The organism is Streptomyces sp. NRRL B-24572 (assembly GCF_002156145.1).
Classification (GTDB): domain Bacteria; phylum Actinomycetota; class Actinomycetes; order Streptomycetales; family Streptomycetaceae; genus Streptomyces; species Streptomyces vietnamensis.
Genome location: NZ_MWIG01000460.1, coordinates 14,536 through 33,164, shown reverse-complemented (window position 1 = coordinate 33,164; position 18,629 = coordinate 14,536). Strand labels below are relative to the sequence as shown.

Annotated in this window: 18 protein-coding genes and 3 pseudogenes; 11 read left to right on the top strand and 10 right to left on the bottom strand. The window is 71.5% G+C overall.

Annotation, left to right across the window (positions count from 1 at the left end; genetic code table 11):
- The first annotated feature begins 124 nt into the window (after positions 1–124).
- Positions 125–319 (top strand): hypothetical protein, encoded by a 195-nt coding sequence (locus tag CCN56_RS26275; protein WP_086830447.1) that lies wholly within the window; start codon positions 125–127, stop codon positions 317–319.
- A gap of 11 nt (positions 320–330) precedes the next feature.
- A complete protein-coding gene (locus CCN56_RS26270; protein WP_086830446.1) occupies positions 331–789 on the top strand; it encodes a cyclic nucleotide-binding/CBS domain-containing protein in 459 nt (152 codons plus the stop codon).
- 18 nt (positions 790–807) lie between these two features.
- Here CCN56_RS26270 and CCN56_RS26265 read toward each other — a convergent pair whose 3' ends face one another.
- The gene (locus CCN56_RS26265; RefSeq protein ID WP_086830445.1) at positions 808–2,232 is read right to left on the bottom strand and encodes an RtcB family protein; all 1,425 of its coding nucleotides are present in this window, start codon (positions 2,230–2,232) and stop codon (positions 808–810) included.
- A 3-nt stretch (positions 2,233–2,235) separates the two neighbouring features.
- Between CCN56_RS26265 and CCN56_RS44895 the strand changes: the two genes are divergently transcribed.
- Together CCN56_RS44895 and CCN56_RS26260 are read left to right on the top strand one after the other, a co-directional pair.
- The gene (locus CCN56_RS44895; protein ID WP_256962149.1) at positions 2,236–2,361 is read left to right on the top strand and encodes a hypothetical protein; all 126 of its coding nucleotides are present in this window, start codon (positions 2,236–2,238) and stop codon (positions 2,359–2,361) included.
- Positions 2,335–2,553 (top strand): annotated as a pseudogene (locus CCN56_RS26260) (DNA polymerase/3'-5' exonuclease PolX); the annotation flags it as partial. The gene CCN56_RS44895 and the pseudogene CCN56_RS26260, both read left to right, overlap by 27 nt.
- 31 nt (positions 2,554–2,584) lie before the next feature.
- Here CCN56_RS26260 and CCN56_RS26255 read toward each other — a convergent pair.
- A complete protein-coding gene (locus CCN56_RS26255) occupies positions 2,585–3,013 on the bottom strand; it encodes an archease (protein WP_086830444.1) in 429 nt (142 codons plus the stop codon).
- A gap of 722 nt (positions 3,014–3,735) precedes the next feature.
- Positions 3,736–3,909 (bottom strand): annotated as a pseudogene (locus CCN56_RS45935) (DUF2267 domain-containing protein); the annotation flags it as partial.
- Between the two features lie 367 nt (positions 3,910–4,276).
- Here CCN56_RS45935 and CCN56_RS26245 point away from each other — a divergent pair.
- On the top strand, positions 4,277–4,675 hold the full coding sequence (locus CCN56_RS26245) for a DUF302 domain-containing protein (RefSeq protein ID WP_086830443.1): 399 nt from the start codon (positions 4,277–4,279) through the stop codon (positions 4,673–4,675).
- A gap of 63 nt (positions 4,676–4,738) precedes the next feature.
- Here CCN56_RS26245 and CCN56_RS26240 read toward each other — a convergent pair whose 3' ends face one another.
- The 5 genes and pseudogenes from CCN56_RS26240 to CCN56_RS45615 all read right to left on the bottom strand — a co-directional run bounded on the left by CCN56_RS26240 (position 4,739) and on the right by CCN56_RS45615 (position 8,091).
- A complete protein-coding gene (locus CCN56_RS26240) occupies positions 4,739–5,281 on the bottom strand; it encodes a flavodoxin domain-containing protein (protein ID WP_086830442.1) in 543 nt (180 codons plus the stop codon).
- A gap of 203 nt (positions 5,282–5,484) precedes the next feature.
- Positions 5,485–6,636 (bottom strand): site-2 protease family protein, encoded by a 1,152-nt coding sequence (locus CCN56_RS26235; RefSeq protein ID WP_086830441.1) that lies wholly within the window; start codon positions 6,634–6,636, stop codon positions 5,485–5,487.
- A 77-nt stretch (positions 6,637–6,713) separates the two neighbouring features.
- Positions 6,714–7,409: pseudogene (locus tag CCN56_RS26230) on the bottom strand (universal stress protein); the annotation flags it as partial.
- Positions 7,406–7,786 carry a CBS domain-containing protein gene (locus CCN56_RS45620; protein ID WP_306300634.1) on the bottom strand — a complete coding sequence of 127 codons (381 nt, stop codon included), beginning with the start codon at positions 7,784–7,786 and terminating at the stop codon, positions 7,406–7,408. The gene CCN56_RS45620 and the pseudogene CCN56_RS26230, both read right to left, overlap by 4 nt.
- A gap of 74 nt (positions 7,787–7,860) precedes the next feature.
- Positions 7,861–8,091 (bottom strand): CBS domain-containing protein, encoded by a 231-nt coding sequence (locus tag CCN56_RS45615; protein WP_306300633.1) that lies wholly within the window; start codon positions 8,089–8,091, stop codon positions 7,861–7,863.
- Between the two features lie 920 nt (positions 8,092–9,011).
- Between CCN56_RS45615 and CCN56_RS26220 the strand changes: the two genes are divergently transcribed.
- The 6 genes from CCN56_RS26220 to CCN56_RS26190 all read left to right on the top strand — a co-directional run bounded on the left by CCN56_RS26220 (position 9,012) and on the right by CCN56_RS26190 (position 14,218).
- Entirely contained in the window at positions 9,012–10,349 is a 1,338-nt protein-coding gene (locus CCN56_RS26220; protein ID WP_086830439.1) for a nicotinate phosphoribosyltransferase, read from the top strand.
- 37 nt (positions 10,350–10,386) lie between these two features.
- A complete protein-coding gene (locus CCN56_RS45930; RefSeq protein WP_373412903.1) occupies positions 10,387–10,614 on the top strand; it encodes a CBS domain-containing protein in 228 nt (75 codons plus the stop codon).
- A 410-nt stretch (positions 10,615–11,024) separates the two neighbouring features.
- Complete coding sequence (locus tag CCN56_RS26210; RefSeq protein WP_143664629.1) at positions 11,025–11,591, top strand: hypothetical protein; 567 nt, start codon at positions 11,025–11,027, stop codon at positions 11,589–11,591.
- A complete protein-coding gene (locus CCN56_RS26205; protein ID WP_086830437.1) occupies positions 11,591–12,136 on the top strand; it encodes a flavodoxin domain-containing protein in 546 nt (181 codons plus the stop codon). The genes CCN56_RS26210 and CCN56_RS26205 overlap by 1 nt, the downstream gene beginning before the upstream one ends.
- A 704-nt stretch (positions 12,137–12,840) precedes the next feature.
- Complete coding sequence (locus CCN56_RS26195) at positions 12,841–13,467, top strand: CBS domain-containing protein (RefSeq protein ID WP_086830436.1); 627 nt, start codon at positions 12,841–12,843, stop codon at positions 13,465–13,467.
- Positions 13,468–13,531: 64 nt separating this feature from the next.
- Entirely contained in the window at positions 13,532–14,218 is a 687-nt protein-coding gene (locus CCN56_RS26190; protein WP_086830435.1) for a response regulator transcription factor, read from the top strand.
- A 1-nt stretch (position 14,219) separates the two neighbouring features.
- On the opposite strand, the gene CCN56_RS26185 is transcribed toward CCN56_RS26190, so the two are convergent.
- Together CCN56_RS26185 and CCN56_RS26180 are read right to left on the bottom strand one after the other, a co-directional pair.
- Positions 14,220–15,953 carry a GAF domain-containing sensor histidine kinase gene (locus tag CCN56_RS26185; RefSeq protein WP_086830434.1) on the bottom strand — a complete coding sequence of 578 codons (1,734 nt, stop codon included), beginning with the start codon at positions 15,951–15,953 and terminating at the stop codon, positions 14,220–14,222.
- Between the two features lie 51 nt (positions 15,954–16,004).
- Positions 16,005–18,623, bottom strand: a complete 2,619-nt coding sequence (locus CCN56_RS26180; protein WP_086830433.1) for a cation-translocating P-type ATPase — start codon at positions 18,621–18,623, stop codon at positions 16,005–16,007.
- Positions 18,624–18,629: the final 6 nt, after the last annotated feature.

Below are 18,629 nucleotides of genomic sequence, written 5' to 3'. Positions count from 1 at the left end.
CTTCTGAAACAGGCCCTAGCAGCGAACACACCGCTGCGAGCGACCCCGACCAGGCCCACGGCACGACCCACCCCGCACCCGGGAGCCTCCGCTCCCCTCTCCCCCGGCAGAAAGGCGAACCGTGATGACCGAGAACACCGCCCCGAACGAGCACGAGAGGCTGCGCATCCTGGAGACCCAGGTGCAGGTCCGGGCACAGGCCGTCAAAGCGCTGGCCGAAGGGCTGGAGGAGATCCCCTCGGAGGACGTCGAACGGGAGAGGCAAGCGGCACACGGCGCCCGGCTGGCGCACGAACTGCTCCTGTCCCAAGGGCTGTAGGACCCAGGGCGATGAAGGTCTCCGAAGCGATGAGCCATCCGGCGGTGTCCGTTCCCACAGGAACACCGCTGAGGCAAGTCGCCCGAGAGATGGCCGAGTACGGGGTCGGTTCCGTGATCGTCACCGAGGGCGGCGCCCTGCGCGGCATCGTCACCGACCGCGACCTCGCGCTGGCCGCCCTCGACAGCGGCCTCGACGCGAGCGAGGCGATCGACTCGGTGATGGCCTCACCCGTGATCACGGTGAACGTCGCCGACGACATCCATGCGGCCTACCGGACCTTCCGCACGGCAGGCGTCCGGCGCCTGCCCGTCCTGGAGGACCACCGGGTCGTGGGCGTCCTCACCGTGGACGACATGCTCATCGACGTCTTTCAGCGGTTGGCCGACCTCCTGGGACCGGTCGCCTGGAGCGTGCTCGAGGAACCACCCGGGCCGCCCTCCGCAGACACCCGTTCACGCAAGGCCTGACCATGCGTCCCCGGCCGTTCATCCCTTGACCACCCCAAGTGGCACCAGACGGGCGACCAGCCGGGCGAGCCCCGCGCCCTCCGTGGCGGCGGCCACGGCGTCGACGTCCTTGTAGGCGTCGGGCGCTTCCTCGGCGAGCGCCCGCCACGAGAGCGGCCGGACGGCGATGCCGTGGGATTCCAGCTCCTCGTGCAGTTCCTCGCCTCGGACCCGGCGCAGCGCCTGGTGGCGGCTCCAGACCCGGCCCGCGCCGTGGGCGGAGGACCAGAAGGCGTCGTTGCCGGCGGTGCCGGCCATCACGTACGAGGCGGTGCCCATCGTGCCCGGAACCAGGACCGGTTGCCCGGCCTCCGCCAGGTCGTCGGGCAGGTCCGGGTGGCCGGGCGGCAGGGCCCGGGTGGCGCCCTTGCGGTGGACGCACAGTCGGCGCCGTACCCCGTCCACGTCGTGGGTCTCGATCTTCGCCATGTTGTGGGAGACGTCGTAGACGAGGTCGAGGTCCGCCCCGGCGGCGACGGTGAAGGCGTGGCGCGCGGCCTCGGTGAGCAACTGCCGGTTGACGCGCCCGTAGTTGGCGGCGGCCGCCATCGCCCCGAGGTAGGCGCGGCCCGGCATGGAGACGACGGGCGCGCAGGCCAGCTGCCGGTCCGGCAGCTCGATACCGAAGGAGCGCAGGGACTGGTCCATCACCCGGACGTGGTCGCTGCACACCTGGTGCCCCAGGCCGCGCGAACCACAGTGGATCATGACGCACACCTGACCGGCGTGCAGGCCGAAGGCAGTCGCCGTCGGCACGTCGTACACCCGGTCCACGGCCTGCACCTCCAGGAAGTGGTTGGCCGACCCCAGGCTCCCCACCTGCCGCAGCCCCCGGTCCACCGCACGCTGACCGACCTGCGACGGATCCGCTCCCGCCAGCGTCCCCCGGTCCTCGCAGCGCTCCAGGTCCCGGGGAACTCCCCGGCCGTGCTCGACCGCGTACGCGGCTCCGCCGGCCATGAGTTCCTCCAGCTGGGAGCGCCCGGACAGCTTCCACAGTCCGCCGGGTCCCAGGCCGCGCGGCACGGTGTCGCCGAGGATGTCCATCAGACGCCGTATCCGGGGGGCCAGGGGGTCGCGGTCGATGCCGGCGGCGAGCAGCCGGACTCCGCAGGAGATGTCGAACCCGACGCCGCCGGGCGAGATCACGCCGCCGTTGTCGACGTCCGTGGCGGCCACGCCGCCGATCGGGAAGCCGTACCCCCAGTGCACGTCGGGCATGGCGTACGACGCGCGGACGATACCGGGCAGGGTCGCCACGTTCGCGACCTGCTCCAGAGCCTTGTCCCCGGCCGCCTGTGGCAGCAGCGCCCGCGTCGCGAAGACGACGCCGGGGACGCGCATCGGGTCCTGCCGCTCGATGCGGAATCGGGCAGGTGTCTCTTCCAGCAGGGTGATGTCCATGCCGTGGTCCCTTCCCCCTTCCAGTACACCCTCGGTGTCGGGGCTTCGCGCATCCGGGAGGGCGGCGAGCACCCGGTTCCTGGACCGGGAGACGCGGTCCGGCCCGACCGGCTCGACCTGGGCGACTAGGACATCCTCCGCGCCAGGGGGCACGGGATGAGGCTCGCCGTCGACACCGACGCCCACTCGATCCCCCAGCTCGCTTACCTCCGCTACGGCGTCGGCACTCCGCAACGGGGATGACTCACCCCCGACGACGTGCTCAACACCTGGCCGCTGGGGCGACTGCGCCGGTTCCTGCGGAAGCGCCGATCCGGCTGAGGCGGGACCACGCGACCGCCCCCTGCGGGAGTCACACGTCGAGCGTCACCGAGCACGTCCAGCCGTCCGGCCCGCCGGCCATGGCCAGCCCGTGCAGCGTGACCGCCTTCGGAGCGGCACCCGTCACGGGCAGCGAGCCCGTGTCGACCGTCCACAGGACACCCCGCACCCCGCCGTCGACCGGGGCCAGTTCCACATCGACCGGGACCTCTCCCTCGGTGTCGAGCCGGTAGACGACCTCGTCCAACAGCGCGACGAGCACGTCCTCATCCCGCTCCGCCCGCACCACGACGTCCCGCCGGCGGACACCGACTGCCCCCGTCAGGTCCAGGAACGACGCGCAGACCCCCCGCACCGCCTGCGCCAGACACTCCTCCCGGGTGGGGGCCCACGCCTCCACACTCAGGTCCGCCGTATGCGGAACGCCGCGATACCCACCGCGTGCGGCGGCACCGTCCACGCCTCGCCTCCCTCGCGCGTCGCCTCCGGCGGTCAGGGAACAGCCGTGCCGCGGTAGCCCCGCCGTGGCGGCAGCCCGGGCAACACCGTGCCGGCCTGTGGTCGACGGTCCGCCGGCTCCTTCCTCGCCGGGTGGCCGGCGAGGGCCGCGACGATGTCGGCAGCCGTCAGCAGCCCTGCGAGGCGCCCGTCTTCAGCCGGCACCGGAAGGTGCCGGGAACCCGACCGCCGCAACAACTCCTACGCCACGAGCACCGTTTCACCGACGTCGACCGTGACCACCGCGGGGCGCGTCACCGCGCCGACCGTCCGTGCCAGGACCTCCTGCTGCTGTTCCACGATCACTTCCTCAGTCCCACGGTCCGGGCTTCGGTCGCCCGCCTGTACGACCGGACGGCACCCTCGACATCGAGGACGGACCTCTGGCGAGGCGTGACACGCTCGGCGCGAGGACGCCAAGGCCTGGGCCTTCCTGCTGGGCGACGCCGTGGGCTGCGCGTTCTCCAGCACGAAGGCCGTATGCCCGGTCCTTGCGCTTGGACCTTGCGAACCCACACCACCGGTAAGCCGGTCGGCTGAAGGAGGGTTGTCTGGATGCCGTGCGGCAGTTGCTCCAGTGCCGCCTCCAGGTGTCCGGGCGAGACGTGTTCGCGTACGACGCCGGTGACAGCGGGAGCGATCCGGGGGCACTTCCTCGGCGGTGACCTCGGCCTCCTGGGCGAAGTGGGCGGCCGCGTCGACGGTGAGCCGGTCACGGAGCGTGTGGAGCCAGGCCCGCAGGACTCTGTGGGCGGCGTGGCCGTCCTCGGTTCCCAGGGCTTCCGACACCGCTTTCAGCCAGATGTTCGCGATGTGGACGGCTTGCTCGAAGTCGGGGTGATGGGTGGTCTCGGGCATGGGACTTCCCCTTCCGGCCGTACGTGACTCCCCTGCGCCAGATGGGACGATGGGCACGCCTCGGCGGTGCCGTGGTCGGTACTGAGAGCAGTCCACTCGTTCAGGAGTGACGGGGTGCGGGCAGCGCCCGTCGAGTCCCGTGCCGCGCGCCCAGCGCGGGAGGAACTCGGTGGCTTCCCGCCCCCTGCCCCATGGGCTCCATGCTAGGGCGGGCGGAACCGGTCGGCAGCCGCAGCACCACACGGCGTCACAGGCACCTGGGCAGATCGCCGGGGTCCACCGGGCGAGGTGCGCGAAGGGGGGCGCCGCCCGAGCATGGTCTTGTGCCTGTCCATGGGGCCGGGTGACCACCTGATAAGGGGAGACCATGCCGTACGACCGCACCGTGAAGCGGCCCGGGAACTTCGAGGAGACGGTGGGGGCCGTCCGCAGCGCGCTGGCCGACCAGGGCTTCGGCATCCTGTCCGAGATCGACGTCCAGGCCACGCTCAAGGCGAAACTCGACCACGACATGGAGCCGTACCTGATCCTCGGAGCGTGCAACCCTCCACTCGCCCGTCGAGCCCTGGACGCCGACCGCTCGATCGGGCTGCTGCTGCCCTGCAACGTCGTGGTCCGCGCCGACGGCGACCAGGTGATCGTGCAGGCGATCGACCCCTCCACCATGGTCACGCTCACCGGCGTCGACGCCATGGCCCCCATCGCGGACGAGGCGACACGCCGCCTCGACGCCGCCCTCGCCTCCCTCGCGGAAGGCAGTGCGTGAGCGGGCGAACGCCGTGCGGGCCATCCGGCCCTCCGCAGGGGCGGGCCGTTCGTGGAAGGGCGGTCACCGTGGGGGACCGTGTGCGGGCAGCTCGTTGAGCTGTCCGGCGATGTCGTCCGCCCATGCCTCGACCGCCGCCCGGTCCCGATGGTCTCCGTAACGGCAGCCGAGCAGACGGAACAGCACGACCCCCTTCCGGTCCAGGTGTTCACGCCGGATCACGCCCGAGAACCGCCGGTGCTCCCGGGGACGGACGACGTCGACGAGCGCGGTGACACGCGGCTGCTCCGCTCGGTCGGCCAGCAGGCGCAGCGGTTTGGGCAGAACGGCGGACATGCCGACGCTGAACATCCGCACCGGCTGTTCACGCAACTGCTCGGCCCCGCCTCGGACGGCGGCTTCCGCACAGGGCAGCCAGGCCCCGTCATGAACGGCGCTCCCCATCACGAGCGCGTCAGCCTGTTGGAGCCACGGCCCGCCGGGGTCCGGGTCCCGTGCCCGCACCTCGACACGGTGACCGTGAGTCCTCAGCCGCCTGCCGATCCGCGGGGCGATCTCCTGTGTGGAGTGGTGCTCGGAGGCGTACAGGATGCGCACGGAAACCATGGCTCCTCCTCCATGTCCGGTCCGGCCCGGGCAGGGGTGGCGTTCATCGCCCGGACCTCCTGCGGCTCTTTCATCATCGCCTCCTCGGTCGCACGAGTCGGGCACGCAGGGGTGGACGTCCCTCCTGCAGGATCGGCGTCTCCTGCTCCGTCGGCAGGGCGGGGCACACGTGCGCCGGCCTTCTGCACATCGGCGAAGGAGCACTACGCACCCCGGCCGCCGCGCCCGCCACGATCGCTCGTCATCAGCCACGTGACCGTACGGCTGACGTCCGACGCCGAGACGATGCCGACCAGTCTGTCCTCGTCGAGCACCAGAACCCGGTGCTCTGCGCCCGGCCGGACACGGGGCAGCAGATCGGCCAGGGGGTCGCCCGCGCCGACGACGGTGACCTGCGACAGCGGCATCATGACCTGCTCCACCGTCACGGCGTGCCGCCGGTCCTCCGGCACCTTCCTGGCCCGTTCCAGCGTCATGAGACCGACGGGCCTGGCCCCGTCGGCGGTCACCGGGAAGGCCGAATGGCGGTACCGGTACCGGGGGCCGGCCAGGAAGTCGGCGACCGCGAGGCCGACGGGGACCGTGACCGGGTCCGGTGTCATGGCCTGTCGCACCGGAACGCCCGCGAGCACCCCACGCAGGTGCGCCTGCTGTCCCTCCATGGTGGCGGTGGTGGCCAGGAACCAGCCGATCATCGCCAGCCACAACCCGCCGCCGACGTCCCCCCGGACGAACAGCAACAGGCCCACCACCATCAGCGACCAGCCGAAAACCCGTCCGGCCGCGGTCGCCCCCTCGGTCGCGCGCAGCCGGTCTCCCGTACGCCACCAGAGGAAGGCCCGAAGCAGGCGTCCGCCGTCCAGCGGGGCGGCCGGGATCGCGTTGAAGACCGCGAGCAGGATGTTGATCGCGGCGAGCCAGGCGACCGGCTCGACGGCCAGTCCGGGCGCGGACGTCATGTCGAGGAGCCATGCGGCGAGCGTGAAGAGCGCTCCCAGAACGAGGCTGACCAGGGGGCCGACGCACGCGATCCGCAGTTCCGCCGCCGGGTTCGACGCCTCCGCCTTGAGCCGTGCCGCGCCACCGAGCAGCCACAGGACGATGTCGTCCACCTCGACCCCGTTGCGCCGGGCGAGGACCGCGTGAGCCAGCTCGTGCGCGAGGAGGGAGACGAAGAAGACCACGGCGGTCAGCAGCCCGACCACCCAGTACACCGGCCATGCGTGGCCCGGGTGAGCCTCGGGGAGGCGGCCCTCCGCGAGCCCGAGGGCGATCACGGCGAAGATGAGCAGGACGCTCCAGTGGACTCCGATCCGGACCCCTGCGATCCGCCCGAGAACGAACGTCGGCCGCATGGTGCTCTCCCAGCGTCAGATGCGTGACGAACCCGCGACCGCCGGAGCAAGTCCCCGGGGCGGCGCTCGCCGAGCCGGCGCACGACGGCGACCGGGCAGTGCGCGTGGTGCAGCACTGCCTGGCTCACCGAGCCCGGCAGCAGGCCCGAGAACCCACCGCGCCCCCCCCGTGCGCCGACGACCAGGAGCTGCGCGCTGCTGCTTGCCTCGATCAGAGCCTCACGCGTGGCGCCGTGCACGACGCGGAGCTCGACCGGGACGTCCGGGCACCTCTCCCGGCTCCCCGCGAGCGGCTCGGCGAGCGGACGCTCCTCCGCCAGGACGATCGGCCCGGCTGGCTCCGACCGGTCCCGCACGACGAGCACCGGGCACCGGCCGTGCACGGCGAGGTGCACCACCGTGGAGCCCACCGGCAGCCCGACGAAACCTCCCATGCCCCGGGACCCGACGACCACCGGTTCCGCCGTACGCGGCTGCGCCTCAAGGACCGTCACCGGGTCCCCCGTCACCACGGCATGGGTGACGTCCACCGACGGCGCCGCCGTCCTGGCATGTTCCACCGCCTCGGCCGGCAGGCCCTCGGGCATCTTCCGGATCTCGCCCTCGGCCGGCATCGGCAGAGCCCGCCACGACGGCACACGCGCCACCGGCCAGTGGAAGGAGTGCACGATCCGCAGCCCCGCATCTCGCCGCCGGGCCTCCTGGGCGGCCGCCTCGACGGCGACGAGGCTCGACGGCGAGCCGTCCGCTCCCGCGATCACCGGACCACTCACGGCGTTCCTCCGCTCAGCCCCTCATGTCCAAGCCTCGCCCCAGCGGCACTCGGCGGCCACCTAACGAAGCCGGTGGGCCGATCCTCCTGAGGGGGTGGGCAGCGACGTGAATCGATCCGCCGCAGCCCGGAGCCTGTGGCTCGGTTCGCGTGCCGGGACACGGTCGGGTCTGGTCCCCGAACCTCTCGTTCCCAGCGGGGAGCAGCCGCCCTCCCTGCCGGCAGTGGTCGTGTGCCGGTCGTGTCGGGCACGGACGGCCTCGACGAGCTTCCCCACCCTCTGCTCGTCCAGGTGCCGGCGAGGTCCGCTTCGCCGATCATGCCGACGGGCCGGTGGTCGTCGATCACGGGGACACGACGGATGCGGTGCTCCTGCATCGTCCGCAGCACCTGCTCGCTGTCGGTGTCCGCGTCGACGGTGATCGGCTTGCCCTGGGCGAGGTGGCCGGCCGTCATGTGGCGGGGTCCTTGTCCTTCGCGAGGCACTTCACCACGATGTCGCGGTCGGTGATCATTCCGTGGAGCCGGTTGTCCGGCCCGCAGATGGGCAGGGCGCCGATGCCGGGCTCGCTCATGCGCTGCGCGGCGTCCACCAGCGCCTCGTCCTCCTGCACACACACGGCGCCGGTATGCATGATCTCGCGTGCGGTCGGCACGGCCGCCTCCTCCTTCCGTCCCGTCATGGAGGGGTGCCTGCTTCTTGCCGGAGCGGTCCGGGCTCGTCAGAGGAAGAAAGCGCTCACACGAACGGTGTGCACCGGTCGCCTGGGACGTGTCCTGATCGCCTTCCCCGGGAGATACGCCTCAAGGCCCTGTGCGGGAAGCACGTCGCTCGGACCTCCCGTCGGTGGGCCCGGGCCTTGACCCTGGTCTCCCGTCTGCGGGACGACTGTGTCGGGTCGGTCACGGACTCCCTCCCCCTGCGCCTCCGTAGCAGGCGAGGCGTGTTCGGTCGGCGTCCTCGCCGAGGGCGGCGAGGCGCACCCGATGGCCGCGCAGCCGTTAGAGGTGCGGTGTGTCCATGGGGTGCGTCCAGGAGACCACGCCGATCGACGGCAAAGGACCGGGGCGGCGGGCTTGTAGGCCGCGGCATCTGCCGCCTTCGCAACGCCGACACCGTCAACGGCCCTTTCGTGGACCAGCGCGCCGCACGCGTGAGCGACGCCCGCCGGCCCGGCACCGTTCGGTCCCGGCCCAGGACCGTTCGGCCCTGTTCCGGTGACGGCGACCACGAGGAAGGTGAGGGTTACGGGTTCGCCGGTTCTCCCGCGACCCGACAGCCGGAGAGGACACACCACGATGGCACTTCACCGTCCCGATGCGGCGCGGGTGACGTCGGTCGTCGAGAACGCGGTGGCCGCCAGGGCGGTCACGCGGGATCCGCGCTCGACGGCAGGATACGTACACATGATCATCCGGGTCGGCTACGGCCCCGCTGGACGGGCCACGCCCCGCCGACCCTGGCGGACGCGCTCGCCGTCGTCTGAGCGACGTCTCCCTCCGGCCGACGGAACGGAACCGGAGAACACAGCCGCGGGGGCACGGCACCAACGCCTGTGTGGTGCCGCCCAGGAGCGTACGGACACGACGGGAGCTGAGTGGCGTGTCGAACGTGACGACCACCGACCTCTACGAGGTCACCATGGCCCTCTCCTACCTCCACGAGGGCATGCGATCACCTGCCACGTTCAGCCTCTTCGTACGGGATCTGCCACCGGAGCGGGGATTCCTCGTCGCCGCCGGCCTGGAGCCCGCGCTCGACTACCTCTCGGGCTTCACGGTCGGCCCGGCTGACGTCAAGGACTTCGCCGAGGTGCTGCACCGCAGGGAACAGGACCTGCGCCCGCTTGTCGGTCTTCGTTTCGACGGCGAGGTGCGGGCCGTACCCGAGGGAACGATCGTCCTCGCCGACGAGCCGCTCCTTGAGGTGACCGCACCGCTTCCCCAGGCACAGCTCGTCGAGACGTATCTGCTCTCGCTGGTCTGCCACCAGACCGCGGTCGCCTCGAAGGCCGCCCGTTGTGTGCTCGCGACCGGGGGACGTCCCGTGATCGACTTCTCGCTGCGCCGCAGCCACGGCCCACAGGCAGGCATGGCCTCGGCACGCCTCGGAGCGCTGGTGGGGTTCGCGGGCACGAGCAACGTGGCCGCAGCCGTCCGGTACGGAATCCCGGCGTCCGGCACGATGGCCCACTCGTACGTCGAGGCGTTCCCGAACGAACTCGACGCCTTCCGTGCCTTCGCCCGGGCACACCCCGGGCCCGTCACACTGCTCGTCGACACCTACGACACCGAGCGCGGCACCCGGACCGCCGCGCGCGTCCTGAACGATCTGGGCGCTCCGGACGGATGCGCGATCCGCCTGGACAGCGGCGACCTCGGCATGCTCGCGCGGCGCGCCCGCGCCGTCCTCGACGAGGCGGGACTGCCGCAGGTGCGGATCATCGCCAGCGGCGGCCTCGACGAGTACGCGGTCGACGCGCTCGTGCGGTCCGGGGCGCCGATCGACGTATACGCCGTCGGCACGAAGGTGGGAGTGGCCGCCGACGCCCCGTACCTCGACGCGGCCTACAAGCTCGTCGCCTACGACGGACGACCGGTCATGAAGCTGTCGTCGCACAAGGTCACCGCTCCCGCACCCAAGCAGGTCTTCCGCGCACCGGACCTCCCGGACGTCATCGGACTGCGCGACGAACCCGTCCCGGCCGGCGCGGAGCCACTGCTACGAACCGTGATGCGGAACGGCCGCAGGATCGGACCGCGCCCCTCCCTCGCCTCCACGCGCACCCACTTCGAAACGGGCCTCAAGCAAGTACCGGAGGCGGCACTCCGCATCGACGAACCGCAGGCGCCGGTGGCCTCCGTATCGCCACGTCTGGCGGCCCTGACAGACGAGGTGAGGCAGCGCCTCGCCGCCACGACCGGGAGTGGAACGTCGTGAGGCACCGCAGCGTCGCCGATCCGATGCCCCCGCCTCAGTGAGCGTCCGTCCCGACGCTCCCGTGAAGGAGATCGCCCGGCTGCTCGACGAGTTCGGCATCACCGCCGTGTGCGTCGTCGACGAGGCGAACCGTCCGCTCGGTGTGGCCTCCGAACGCGATCTGGTCCGCCGCCGGGCGAACAGCGGTGGAGGAAGCAGCGCCGTCGAACCCATTCACGGACCAGCGCACCGAGATCGCGTGCCACGGAACCCGGCGCGGCGCTGAAACGGAAGGCGCGTGACGACCAGGCGTAGGGGCCGACGCACGCGCGCCAGAGCCTGAAGCCCCCCTCGACAGCGCAGTCGGCACCGGAGCCGGACATCCGAGGTCACTTCCTCGCGGCGCCGAACCGGCCAAGCGGAACGTTCGCGGTCACCGCCTCGATGCGGACCGGGCGTTCTTCCGCGCAGGTCGGCGCAGTGGGATGCCGTTGCCTCGGTGGAGTGTGCGGAGACGCCGGTGACGCGACTGTGGACCGTTCGACCCCAGCGGGATGCCCGTCATGTGGACCAGACTGGTGGTGTCGGATCCGGGAGGTCCACATGAACACCCAGCCAGGCGCCAACGCGACAGCCGAGCCGCTCCTGCTCGACTCGGCTCTGCCCGAGTTCCGGTTCTCCCGCCTTGAGTGCGCCGTGATCACCGCCGCGCCGGACGGCGTGTACCGTGCAGCCCGTGATCTGGACATGCTGTCCATACATTCACCGCTGTTCGACGCGGTCATGTGGGCGCGTGGCGTGCCGGACCGAGTGCGCCGTCGGCCCGTTGCCACACCGCCTTCGATGCGGGTATCCGATCTGTTCGAAACCGCCGCAGCCGGTGATCGAGCCGACGTGGAGGCCCAACCGTGGGTTGCTCTGGGCGAGCGCGCGGGGCGCGAGATCGTCTTCGGGGCGGTCGGCAAGGTGTGGAAGCCCACCATCGAGTGGCGCCGTGTCGAACCTGGTGACTACGCGGACTTCGAGGAGCCCGGCTGGGCGAAGATGGCCGCCGCCTTCGTCGTCCACCCCTACGGGGCACGGCGGTCCCTCCTGACCTACGAAGCGCGTACCGCTTGCACCGACCCGGTCTCCACCACACGGTTCGGCCGCTACTGGACGCTGGTTTCTCCGGGCGTCGGCATCGTCCTGCGCGGCGCACTGCGGGCGGTCGAAGCGGCGGCGGAGACCGGAGAAGGAAGCACCCGAGGAGATGAGTCGTGATGCGTGCCGTGATCGTGTACGAGAGCCTGTTCGGCAACACGCGCGAGATCGCTGACGCGATCGGAGAGGGCGTGCAGCAAGCACACCCGGACGCCGAGGTCGAGTGCGTGGCAGTGGCCGACGCCCTGCCCGAGCGCATCGGCCCCACCGACCTGCTGGTCGTCGGCGGGCCGACCCACATGCGGGGCATGACCACGGGGATGAGCCGGAAAATGGGGCTGAAGACCGAGGAGAAGGAAGCCGAGAAGGCAGAGCGTCCCTTCACCCCCGAGGAGGGTGCCGAGGGCCCTGGCGTCCGCAGCTGGTTCCACGACACGCTCCCGAAGGCCCACACCGGCACCCACGCCGCTGCGGCCTTCGACACCAGGGCGGACATGCGCCTGGCCGGCGCCGCCGCCGTCGGCATCGCACGTCGACTGCGCGGCCACGGTTATGAACTCGTCGCGGAACCGGAGGGATTCATCATCGAGGACACCGAAGGCCCGTTGCGCGAGGGCGAACTGGATCGCGCGAGGGCGTGGGGAGCGGCCCTCCAGATCGCTTGACCGACCCACACAAAAGAGCCCCGGGCAGCACCCGGCGGTGAGCAGGGCCGTGCGCGTCCTGGCCGACGCGCTCTCCGGCTCTGCCCGGGACTCGGGTGCGATCGGCGAAGCTGCACTCCGTCGGTCAGGGCGCGACACACCCACTTCGTCCAACCCGGCCCAGGGCGGTCTTGTCCGGCACGTACCGGAAGGCCGCCCAGTCGGCGTCGAGCTTCGGATCGAGAATCCGGTGTGTGCCGCACACGGTAGGACGCCGGAGGCAGCTCTGACACGCCCCGCACGGGCCGAGCAGGGCGCCGAGGGGGCCATACGGCCCTCCTCTCCCCCACAGACTGCGGCCGGACTGGAGTGGACTCCGATGCGGAGGCCGCCGATGAGCACCACCCCTGACCCACAGCTCCCAGCAGCTCTCTCCGCCGACCAGCCTCGACGGCTGTTGCGGTGCGCCAGGCCGGCGGCGCTCTTGAAGAGACCCGGCCTTTCGAGGAAGACGGATACGCCGATCAGTTCTGGATCGTCCGTACCGGCACGGTCGCCCTGGACGGCCGCGTACGCGGCAAGCGGCCGGCCGTCGTCGACAACGTCAGCGCCTGCGAACGGAAAGATGTCCGCCCACCGTCTCTTCTCCGCCCGTGTAGGGCTGCTGGATCTCTGCGCGCCGCACGGAACCGGCCTGTAGATCTCGCCCCCTCCGGGAGAACGTGATGACCGCCTCGCGTTACACCGTCAGCGACGTCATGACCCACACCGCCATCGCCATCGGGCATGACCCGCCCTACAAGGAGATCGTCGCGCTCATGGACCAGTGGAAGGTGAGCGCCCTGCCCGTCCTGGAGGGCGACGGACGGGTGATCGGGGTCGTCTCGGAGGCCGATCTGCTGCCGAAGGAGGAGTTCCGCACGGACGAGCCCCGCCCGGACGAGTTCGCCGCGGCGTCCAAAGCCCGAGCCGTACGAGCCGGGGAACTCATGTCCAGCCCGGCCGTGACCGTCCATCCCGACGCGACGCTCGCCGAAGCGGCACGGATCATGGCGACTCGGAAGGTGAAGCGGCTGCCGGTGGTCAACGGCGTCGGCATGCTGGAGGGCGTGGTCAGCCGGAGCGATCTGCTGAAGGTGTTCCTCCGTCCGGACGCCGAGATCGAGGAGGACGTCCGACACTCCGTCCTCGGCGAGCCAGCCGCCACCGTGGGGCTCGAAGTAACGGTCGCGGACGGTGTCGCCACGGTCCATGGGCCGCTCGCCGACCGGTCGATGGTGCCACTGGTCGCCCGCGCCGTGCGGGCTGTGGAGGGCGTCGTCGACGTCCGGATGGATCTCGGTGCCCCTTGAGACGCTCCATGGAGGACAATCTGTGTGGGGGCGGGCACCCACCCGACCGACCACAGGGGTCGCCATGACCGATCTGCAGGCAGCCAGCGCACTCACCCGGGTGTTCCTCGTCGATGATCACGAGGTCGTCCGCCGGGGCCTTCATGATCTGATCGACGACGAGCCCGACCTGGAGGTGGTCGGCGAGGCGGCAACGGCAGAGCAGGCGCTGGCCAGGGGTCCCGCCCTGCGACCGGACGTAGCCGTCCTCGACGTACGCCTGCCGGACGGCGACGGCATCTCCGTGTGCCGGGAGCTGCGGTCCCGGATGCCCGAGCTGGCGTGCCTGATGCTGACCTCGTTCGACGACGAGGACGCCCTCATCGACGCGATCATGGCCGGTGCGGCCGGATACGTCCTCAAGCAGATCAAGGGCTCCGATCTCGTCTCTGCGGTGCGGACCGTGGCCACCGGGCAGTCGATGCTGGACCCGGCCACCACAGCGCGGCTGATGCACTCCCTCCGGGACCCTGCGGCGGCGAAGCCACCGGAGGACGAGCGCCTCGGCGTACTGTCCGAACGGGAACGTTCGGTGCTCGACCTGATCGGCGAGGGGCTCACCAACCGGCAGATCGCCAAGCGGCTCTATCTGTCGGAGAAGACCGTCAAGAACCACATCTCACGGCTCCTCGGCAAGCTCGGCGTGGAACGCCGCGTACAGGCCGCCGTCATCGCCGCGCAGGCCCACGAGCACGACGCCGAGGAGACGTAGCTCATTGCCGCACGACCGGCAGCGGGATCCGCCACTCGAGTACCGTGCCGCTTCCGGGTTCCGTCCGCGCGCGGACTGACAGGCTGCCGCCCAGCCGCTCGGCCCGTTCCGCGAGGTTCCGCAAGCCACTGCGCCTGCCGGCCTGGGTCATGCCGACACCGTCGTCGCTCACCGTCACCGCCAGTACGCCGTCGTCGGCGACAACCGACACCTCGACCCGGCGGGCCCGCGCGTGCCGTGCCACGTTGGTGAGTGCTTCACCGATGACCGCGATTACCTGTTCAGCAGTCTCAGAGGGCACGTCCGTGTCGAGGAGGCCCTCCATACGCAGGGCCGGGGCGAACCCGAGCGTGGTCGCGGCCTCATCCACCGTTTCGACCACCCGGTTCCTCAGCTTCGGGGCGGTGCCCGGGGCGTCGTGTTCCCGGAGTCCGAAGATGGTCGACCGGATGATCTTGATAGTGGCGTCCAGGTCGTCGATCGCCCGGGTCAGCCGGTACGCGGCCTCCGGGTGCTCGACGAACCGGCGGGCGCTCTGCAGCGTCATCCCCGTGGCGAACAAGCGCTGGATCGCGAGGTCGTGCAGGTCCCGGGCGATCCGGTCACGGTCCTCCAGAAGGCTCACCTGCTCGGCGTCCCGGCGCCGGTCGGCCAGTTCGAGCGCCAGGGCCGCCTGCCCCGCGAATCCGGGGAGAGCTGTGATCTCCGACCCTGTGAACGGAGACCGCCCGTGCCGCCGCGCAAGGATCAGCACCCCGCTGAGCCGCTCCTTGGTGCCGACCGTGACGGCCAGTGCCGGCCCGAATCCCTGCCAGCGTTCGGGCTGCACCCTGATGCGCGGCTCGTTCTCGACGTCGGCGACCGTGACCAGGCCCTCCTGGGCGAGGGCGGCCCCGGCCAGGGTTCCTTCGCTGGTCGGCAGGACGACGCCCCGGTGGGCTTCGGCCCCCTCACCACGGGCGAGCGAGCCCCGCAGTTCACCGCCGGGGCCCACCAGGTAGAAGACCCCCATGTCGGCGGCCGCGATGTCCACGGCCCGCTCCAGCATCCCGTCGAGCACCTCGGTCTCCTCCGCTCCGGACAGAAGGGCGCTGGTCAGGTCGGAACTCGCGGCCAGCCACCGCTGCCGGAGGCGGCCCTCCTCGTAGAGACGTGCGTTCTCGATGGCGATGCCGGCAGCGACGGACAGCGTCGTCACGACAGCCTCGTCTTCGGCGTCGAAATCGGCTCCGCCCCGCTTCTCGGTGAGATACAGGTTGCCGAACACCATGTCACGGACACGGATGGGGACTCCGAGGAAGGTGTGCATCGGCGGGTGGTGCGGTGGGAACCCGTACGAGGACGGATGCCCGGACAACTCTGACAGGCGCAACGGCTCCGGATTGCGGATCAGCTCACCGAGCAGTCCGTGCCCGGAGGGCAGGTCGCCGATCTGCGCCCGCAGGTCGTCCCCGATGCCGACGGGGAGGAACTCCGAGAGCTTCTTGTCGTCCCCGATGACGCCCAAGGCCCCGTATTCGGCATCCACGAGGGTGACGGCCGCCTCCACGATGCCCCTCAGCACCTGAGGCAGCTCGAGTTCCCTGCCCACGGATATGACGGCTTCCAGTAGCCCGTTGAGCCGGTCCCTGGCGCCCCGTACCTTGTCGATGCGCGCCTGGAGCTCGTCGAGCAGCTCGTCGAGTCGCAGCCGTGGAAACCTGCTGCCCGCCGGTGCCGGCCCCTCGGGCTCCATCACCACCTCCGGCCACGTCGAGCGCACGGTCCTCGCCTGACGGGCACACACTCACGGTAGTTCCGGTGTCCCCGACCCTCCAGCCGGATTCGTCCCGTAGAAGGCGGTGCGGACGAGTCGCGCGGCAAGGAACGCCGCGGGGGCGCCGACCGATGCGATCCCGACGCCGGCCCAGCCGAGCGGTTCGGTCTCCAGGACCGAGCTCAAGAAGGGCACGTACAGCGCCGCCACGGCGAGCAGGGCAGAGGCGAGGACGGACAGGGGAAGGAACGGGTTCTTGCGGGTGAACAACCGGGCGCGGAGCCCCAGGACGGCCCCCAGCTGCGCGGCGAGCAGCGCGAGGAAGAGGACGCTCTGCCAGGCGAGGTCGAGTGCGCGGGCCCCGAGGCCCGCGCCGAGGGAGACCGCCGTGACGACAGCGGCCAGGACGAGCAGGCGCTGCCAGGCACCGCCGCCCAGGATGTGCTGGTCCGGCGGGCGGGGCGGCCGTCGCATCGCGCCGGGAGACGCCGGTTCGGCGCCCATGGCGACACCGGTGAGGCCGTGCGTCAGGAGGTTGATCCACAGGATCTGGCCCGCTCGCAGGGGCAGAGGCAGCCCGAGCAGCGGGCCGATCAGCATGACGAGGATCTCGGCCGCGCCGCCGGCCATCCCGTAGACGAGGAAGCGGCGGATGTTGTCGTAGACACGCCGTCCCTCGTCGACGGCCGCCACGACCGTCGACAGCTCGTCGTCGGTGAGGACGAGGTCTGCCGCCTGCCGCGCCACCTCCGTTCCGCGCGCCCCCATGGCGACGCCGATGTCGGCTCTGTGCAGCGCGGGGCCGTCGTTCACTCCGTCGCCGGTCATGGCGGTGACCGCGCCCCGGGCGCGCCACGCCTCCACGATGTCGAGCTTTTGCTGGGGGCCCGTGCGAGCGAAGACCCGGACCGAGGTGAGGTCGGCAACGCGCCCCTCGGCCACGTCCGCTCCCGTGACGACGTGGCCTTCCTTCTCGCCGCCGCCCAGGAGCGCGACGCGGGACGCCACCGCCCGAGCCGTCGCCGGATGGTCCCCGGTGATGAGGACAGGAGTGATGCCGGCCGCACGGCAGGAGGCGAGGGTCGCTGCGGCATGTGGCTTGGGCGGGTCGCTGAGCGCGACGAGGCCGAGGAGCGCGAGCCCCGACTCCGCCACGGTGACCGGGCTCGGAAGGTCGTTCCGGACTCCGGATGCCACAGCCAGCACGCGGTAACCCCTGGCGGCCAGGCTCACGGCCTCCTGGCGGGCCGCCGCGAGCGCCTGCGGAGGATCGAGCAGAACAGCCGGGTCGAGTACGGCCTCGGGAGCGCCCTTGAGGCAGACGAGCACCTGACCGTCCTCGGTCGTGTGGAGCGTGGTCATGCGCCTGCGCAGGCTGTCGAAGGGCGCTTCGTCGATCCGGGGGCTAGTGGCGGACAGTTCTGTGGAATCCGGGCACCCCGTCTTGGCCGCGGCCGTCAGCAGGGCGGCCTCCATGGGGTCGCCCAGGGCCGTCCAGCGGCCGTCGGAGGCCCTGTCGTCCGGCGGGCGCAGCGTGGCGTCGTTGCACAGGGCGGTGACGGTCAGCAGCTCCCGTACAGGGGCGAGCTCGCTCTCGTTCGCCGATCGTCCGTCGACCCGTACCTCGCCCTCGGGCTCGTAGCCCACGCCCGTGATCTCGGCGCTCACGCGAGGGGTCCAGACGTGCTGGACGACCATGCGTCCCTCCGTGAGGGTGCCGGTCTTGTCGGTGGCGAGGACGGATACCGAGCCGAGCGTCTCCACGGCCGGCAGTCGGCGTACGAGGGCGTGGCGGGCGACCATGCGCCGGGCTCCGAGGGCGAGGGCCAGGGTGACGACGGCGGGAAGGGACTCGGGGACCGCGGCCACGGCCAGGCTGATGGCGGTGACCGCCATCGTGCCGGGCGGGAGCCCCCGCAGCAGGCCGAGGGCGAAGACCAGGACGCACAGGGCAAGCGTCACGGCCGCGAGGACACGCCCGAGGGCGGCGAGGCGGCGCTGCAGCGGGGTGGGTTCGCGACGTTCGTCGAGGAGGGCCGCGATACGGCCCAGCGCGCCGGCGGCGCCGGTCGCCGTGACCACCGCCACGCCCCGGCCTCGGACGACGACGGTGCCCGCGCCCAGCGTCGCCCCGGTGTCCTTGTCGACGGGCACGGACTCCCCGGTGAGCATGGACTCGTCGAGGAGGAGGGCGGACGCCTGGGTGAGTTCGGCGTCGGCGGCGACGATGTCGCCCTCACCGACCATGAGGACGTCACCCGGGACGACCGCCGCTGCCGGGAGGTCACGGACTGCGCCGTCGCGGCGCACGCGCGCGTGCGGGGCGGTGAGGGCTGAGAGGGCGGCGACGGCGTTGTCGGCCCGGATCTCCTGCGCCACCCCGACGGTCGTGTTCACGAGGACGACCAGCCCGATGACGATCGCGTCGGGATGGTCGCCGATCGCGAGGGTCAGCACGACGGCCCCGAGCAGCACCATGATCAGCGGGTCGGTCAGCTGGGCCAGGACCCGCTTGTGGAGTCCTACGGGCTTGCTCGCAGTCACCTCATTGGGACCTGTTTCGGCGAGCCGGAGGGCGGCCTCTTCCTGGGTGAGTCCCGTCGTCTCCTGCACCAGAACGGGCACCTGGTCCGCTGCCGACCTCGCCATGGCCCG

Excerpts from the sequence above, each read along its gene's own strand:
- CCN56_RS26275 (WP_086830447.1), top strand. The coding sequence starts at position 125 with ATGACCGAGAACACCGCCCCGAACGAGCACGAGAGGCTGCGCATCCTG.
- CCN56_RS26270 (WP_086830446.1), top strand. The coding sequence starts at position 331 with ATGAAGGTCTCCGAAGCGATGAGCCATCCGGCGGTGTCCGTTCCCACA.
- CCN56_RS26265 (WP_086830445.1), bottom strand. The coding sequence starts at position 2,232 with ATGGACATCACCCTGCTGGAAGAGACACCTGCCCGATTCCGCATCGAG.
- CCN56_RS26245 (WP_086830443.1), top strand. The coding sequence starts at position 4,277 with ATGCCGTACGACCGCACCGTGAAGCGGCCCGGGAACTTCGAGGAGACG.
- CCN56_RS26240 (WP_086830442.1), bottom strand. The coding sequence starts at position 5,281 with ATGGTTTCCGTGCGCATCCTGTACGCCTCCGAGCACCACTCCACACAG.
- CCN56_RS26235 (WP_086830441.1), bottom strand. The coding sequence starts at position 6,636 with ATGCGGCCGACGTTCGTTCTCGGGCGGATCGCAGGGGTCCGGATCGGA.
- CCN56_RS45620 (WP_306300634.1), bottom strand. The coding sequence starts at position 7,786 with ATGCAGGAGCACCGCATCCGTCGTGTCCCCGTGATCGACGACCACCGG.
- CCN56_RS45615 (WP_306300633.1), bottom strand. The coding sequence starts at position 8,091 with ATGACGGGACGGAAGGAGGAGGCGGCCGTGCCGACCGCACGCGAGATC.
- CCN56_RS26205 (WP_086830437.1), top strand. The coding sequence starts at position 11,591 with ATGCGTGCCGTGATCGTGTACGAGAGCCTGTTCGGCAACACGCGCGAG.
- CCN56_RS26195 (WP_086830436.1), top strand. The coding sequence starts at position 12,841 with ATGACCGCCTCGCGTTACACCGTCAGCGACGTCATGACCCACACCGCC.
- CCN56_RS26190 (WP_086830435.1), top strand. The coding sequence starts at position 13,532 with ATGACCGATCTGCAGGCAGCCAGCGCACTCACCCGGGTGTTCCTCGTC.
- CCN56_RS26185 (WP_086830434.1), bottom strand. The coding sequence starts at position 15,953 with ATGGAGCCCGAGGGGCCGGCACCGGCGGGCAGCAGGTTTCCACGGCTG.
- CCN56_RS26180 (WP_086830433.1), bottom strand. The coding sequence starts at position 18,623 with ATGGCGAGGTCGGCAGCGGACCAGGTGCCCGTTCTGGTGCAGGAGACG.